Source organism: Eoetvoesiella sp. (assembly GCF_035555955.1).
Classification (GTDB): Bacteria; Pseudomonadota; Gammaproteobacteria; order Burkholderiales; family Burkholderiaceae_B; genus Eoetvoesia.
The window spans coordinates 1-4,622 of the sequence record NZ_DATMGA010000026.1 but is presented as its reverse complement, the minus strand read 5'-3'; the positions used below and the strand labels follow the sequence as shown (position 1 = coordinate 4,622).

The 4,622-nt window shown below is 64.3% G+C and carries 4 protein-coding genes and 3 tRNA genes; all 7 read left to right on the top strand.

All coding sequences use genetic code 11. The annotated features are described in order from the left end of the window. The coding region (locus VNT00_RS07475) for a PhoH family protein (RefSeq protein ID WP_325586040.1) at positions 1-703 on the top strand (703 nt) is incomplete at its 5' end. Beyond that, positions 696-1,187 carry an rRNA maturation RNase YbeY gene (ybeY, locus tag VNT00_RS07470; protein WP_325586038.1) on the top strand — a complete coding sequence of 164 codons (492 nt, stop codon included), beginning with the start codon at positions 696-698 and terminating at the stop codon, positions 1,185-1,187. The genes VNT00_RS07475 and ybeY, both read left to right, overlap by 8 nt. 118 nt (positions 1,188-1,305) lie before the next feature. Beyond that, complete coding sequence (locus VNT00_RS07465; RefSeq protein WP_325586036.1) at positions 1,306-2,193, top strand: CorC family transporter; 888 nt, start codon at positions 1,306-1,308, stop codon at positions 2,191-2,193. A gap of 3 nt (positions 2,194-2,196) precedes the next feature. Then, positions 2,197-3,828, top strand: a complete 1,632-nt coding sequence (lnt, locus tag VNT00_RS07460) for an apolipoprotein N-acyltransferase (RefSeq protein ID WP_325586034.1) — start codon at positions 2,197-2,199, stop codon at positions 3,826-3,828. A 309-nt stretch (positions 3,829-4,137) separates the two neighbouring features. Beyond that, positions 4,138-4,213: transfer RNA gene (locus VNT00_RS07455), tRNA-Ala, on the top strand. Positions 4,214-4,283: 70 nt separating this feature from the next. Further along, positions 4,284-4,359, top strand: a tRNA-Glu gene (locus tag VNT00_RS07450). Between the two features lie 36 nt (positions 4,360-4,395). Further along, positions 4,396-4,472: transfer RNA gene (locus VNT00_RS07445), tRNA-Asp, on the top strand. Positions 4,473-4,622: the final 150 nt, after the last annotated feature.

The window sequence follows — 4,622 nt, the reverse complement described above, 5'->3', positions numbered from 1 at the left end:
CGAGCTGCCCGAACTGCCGCCCGTGGACGACCTGAGCGCCGGCCTGGTGCTGCGCACCCGGCGCACCGACCTGCGCCCCCGCACGCCGCGCCAGCGCGACTACCTCAACCAAATACTGAAGCACGACATCACCTTCGGCGTGGGCCCAGCCGGCACCGGCAAGACCTGGCTGGCCGTGGCCTGCGCCATCGACGCCCTGGAGCGCGAAACCGTGCAGCGCTTGGTGCTGACCCGCCCGGCCGTCGAAGCGGGCGAGCGCCTGGGCTTCCTGCCCGGCGACCTGACGCAAAAGGTCGACCCCTACCTTCGCCCCTTGTACGACGCCCTGTACGACCTGATGGGCTTCGACCGCGTGCAGCGCCTGTTCGACAAGCAGGCCATCGAAATCGCCCCGCTGGCCTATATGCGCGGGCGCACGCTGAACCACGCCTTCGTCATTCTCGACGAAGCCCAGAACACCACGCCCGAGCAAATGAAAATGTTCCTGACCCGCATCGGGTTCGGCAGCAAGGCGGTCATCAACGGCGACCCATCGCAAGTCGACCTGCCGCGCGGCCAGCCCAGCGGGCTGACGCATGCCCTGGAGGTGCTGGACTCGGTGCAGGGCATCGCCACCACACGCTTCACCAGCCGCGACGTCGTGCGCCACCCGCTGGTGGCCCGCATCGTCGAAGCCTACGAAAAAGCGGGCGACCATGACTGAGCTGTCGCTGTCCGTCCAGTACGGCGTGCCGGCGCCGCAACTGCCCCGCTGGCGCCTGCGCCGCTGGGTGCAGCGCGCCCTGGATGCCGCGCTGAACGCCGCCCCGGCCGCGAACGGCGCAAACCCTTCCGGCATCGCCGCCGCGGCGCTGACCCTGCGCTTCGTGGACGCCGAAGAAGGCCGGGAGCTGAACAGCCAGTTCAGGGCGCGCGACTATGCCACCAATGTGCTCACCTTCGAATACGGAGTCGATCCGGAAGGCACGCTGCGCGGCGACATCGTCCTATGCCTGCCCGTGCTGGAGCGCGAAGCCCGCGAACAGCGCAAAAGCCTCGAGGACCACGCCGCCCACCTGACCGTGCACGGCGTGCTGCACTCGCTGGGGCACGACCATATCGACCCTGGCGAAGCCGCCGCCATGGAGGCCCTGGAAACGAACATTCTGGCGCAAATGGGCATTGCCGACCCCTATCAGGAACACTGAACACGCCGAAGGCCGACCACATCACGGCCAAATCAGCCTTGCTCCCTGACGGTTCTGTCATGAAACCCGGCCCTGATTTGGGTTATGCTAAACCTTCCAGCAACTCGTCCTGTGGACAATGTCAGAACCTAACTCTTCTCCCGACTCTGAACCCCGACCGTCGAAAGCCACCAATAAATCCATTTTTGCCAGAATTGTCTCGCTGATCCGCCCCGAGCCGGAAGACCGCGAGGACATCAAGGCCGTACTCGAAGCGGCGCACGACAGGCAAGTCCTGGACGGCGATGCCTTCGCCATGATCTCCGGCGCGCTCGACGTCGCCAACCAGACTGCGGGCGACATCATGGTTCCGCGCTCGCGCATGGACATGCTGGACATCAGCAAGCCTCTCAAAGAACTGCTGCCGGAAATCATCGATACCGGACACTCACGCTTCCCCGTCTACGAAAACGACCGCGACAACATCGTCGGCATCCTGCTTTCCAAGGATTTGCTGCTCACCATCACCAATCCGGCCATCGACCTGCGCCCGCTGGTACGCCCCGCCGTCTTCATTCCCGAAACCAAGCGCCTCAACGTGCTGCTGCACGAATTCCGCAGCAGCCGCAACCACCTGGCCATCGTCATCAACGAGCATGGCGGCACGTCGGGCCTGGTCACCATGGAAGACGTGCTGGAACAGATCGTCGGCGACATCGAAGACGAATTCGATGAAGACGCGGCGAAAACCATCTTCAAGACCGGCTCCAACAGCTGGCGCGCCATGGGCATCACCGAAATCGAAACCTTCAACGAGGCCTTCGGCACCGATCTGCCGCACGACGACTACGACACCCTGGGAGGCTGGTTCACCGCCCAGTTCGACCATATCCCGCGCCGCGGCGACACCCTCGACCACGGGGGCCTGAGCCTGACCGTGGTGGGCGCCGACGCCAAGCGCGTGCTGTGGCTGCATATCCAGCACGGCGACCAGGCCGCCACCGCCCAGACCGAACAAACCTCCTAGACCTTGAAACCCACCGCTTCCTCCTTGCGCTACGGCCTGCAGCTGATACTGCTGGGCGCCGTGCAGGCGCTGTCGTTCGCGCCCAACCCCCTGCCGGCCCTGGTGCTGCCCTATGTGCAAATCGTCGCGCTGGCCTGCCTGGCCGCCTACGTGTTCACCGCGCGCTCTCCCGGCGCCGCCGCGTGGACAGGCTTCCTGTTCGGGCTTGGCCAGTTCTGCGTGGGGCTCTACTGGATTTTCATCAGCCTGCACCGGTTCGGCGGGCTCGCCGCTCCGCTGGCCGCCGGCGCTGTGCTGGTGCTGGCCGCCGGCGAAGCGCTGTTCTTCGCCCTGGCCGCTGCCGCCACTCAATGGCTGACCGCTTCATGGCGCCACGCCGGCGCTTCGTATGGCCGGCAATTGCTGGCGCCCGCCCTGTGGGCCTCGTGCTGGGCCGGCGCCGAATGGCTGCGCGGCACATTGCTTACCGGATTTCCATGGCTGAACACCGGGTATGCCCACGCCGACGGACCGCTTGCCGGCTGGGCGCCGCTGTTCGGCGTCTACGGCCTGGCCTGGTTCGCCGCCTTCATCGCCGCGGCCATCGCCCAACTGAAGCAGACGCGCGGCACGCCGCGTGAAGCCGCGGCAGCCACCGCCGTGGCTGCCGGCATCGCCGTGGCGCTGGCCGGCCTGGCCCTGGGGCAGCTACGCTGGTCCAGCCCCTCCGGCGCGCCCATATTGGTACGCCTGGTGCAGGGCAATGTGCCCCAGTCGGAAAAGTTCGACCCCCAGTTCATGCAGCAGGGCATCGACAGCTATATGCGCCTGGCCGCCCTGCCGCCCAAGGTGGCCGGCGACGAGCCCAAGCTCATCATCCTGCCCGAAACCGTCATGCCCCTGTTCCAGGACAGCTACCCCGAAGAACTCTGGCAGGACTGGCAAGCCATCGCGCGGGAACGCAACGCCACCATCATCATGGGCATTCCCCTGCATGAGGAAGACAACGGCGTTCCCCGCTACACCAACAGCGCCATCGCCTTCGACGCCAATACGCCGCTGCCGGAGCTGCTGTCCGGCGCACTGCCCCTGCGCTACGACAAGCACCACCTCGTACCGTTCGGCGAATTCATCCCTCCCGGGTTCCGCTGGTTCGTCGACGCCCTGCAGATCCCCCTGGGCGACTTCAACCGGGGCGCGGCACGCCAGCATCTATTCAACCTGGCCGGCCAGACCATCGCCCCCAACATCTGCTACGAAGACGTATTCGGCGAAGAAATCATCCAGTCCGTCGCCGACAGCCCCACCCAAGGGCCCGGCGCCACCATACTAATGAACCTGAGCAACCTGGCCTGGTTCGGCGACTCATGGGCGCTGCGCCAGCACCTGCGCATGTCGCGCCTGCGCGCCATGGAAACGGCGCGCCCCGTCATTCGCGCCACCAACACCGGAATGACGGCCGCCATCGACCCCGACGGCGCCGTGCGCGCCGAACTGCCCGCCAACATCGTCGGCGTGCTCGACGTGGAAGTCCAGGGCGCCCGCGGACTCACGCCCTACGTCCGCTGGGGCGACACCCCCGTGCTGGCCTGGATAGTGCTTGTCCTGCTCCTGGGCGCGGCCGTGTGCCGCCGTACGTCACGGCGCAGTTCGTAGATCGGCTCGCACGGTGACAGTTGATGGCCGGCGCCAGGTTGCGGGTTGCGGGTTGCGGGTTGCGGGTTGCGGGCAATCATTGACCATGCACCAGCCCCGTCTCACCATATTTTTTTTATAGACCGGACATTCTTACGTCGCACCGGTACAAATTTTTCGCCTCGACTTGCACACGATTAAAATTTGGTGCATAATTTCGCTTCTTTGCTAGACATGCATTGTTTTTAAGACCTAGCGTTCAGGCAGCAAACCAAACGGTCGGCTGCGTAAACAACAAGCTTTAAAAGCAATACAATGTTGTGTACATGTGGGGGTATAGCTCAGCTGGGAGAGCGCTTGCATGGCATGCAAGAGGTCAGCGGTTCGATCCCGCTTATCTCCACCACCATTACACTGGCGAAGAAGCAAGAAGGCGCATGGTTTCATGCTATACTGCGCAGCTTGTTTTTTGTCCTGTCCCCTTCGTCTAGAGGCCTAGGACACCACCCTTTCACGGTGGGTACAGGGGTTCGAATCCCCTAGGGGACGCCAGGCCGCTTTGCCGCCTGCTTATAGTTACACCGCTGCGGAGCGGTAGTTCAGTTGGTTAGAATACCGGCCTGTCACGCCGGGGGTCGCGGGTTCGAGTCCCGTCCGCTCCGCCAAAGAATTCAGGCTCTACCCCATTATCGGGGGATCAGGGCATTCATCACACTCGGTTAATCACACCATTCCACCCGCATTGAGCCAAGACTCGCAGGCGGTAATTCTCAAAATTCCTGAATCCATACGCTCGGCGCGAGAGCATTTCCATC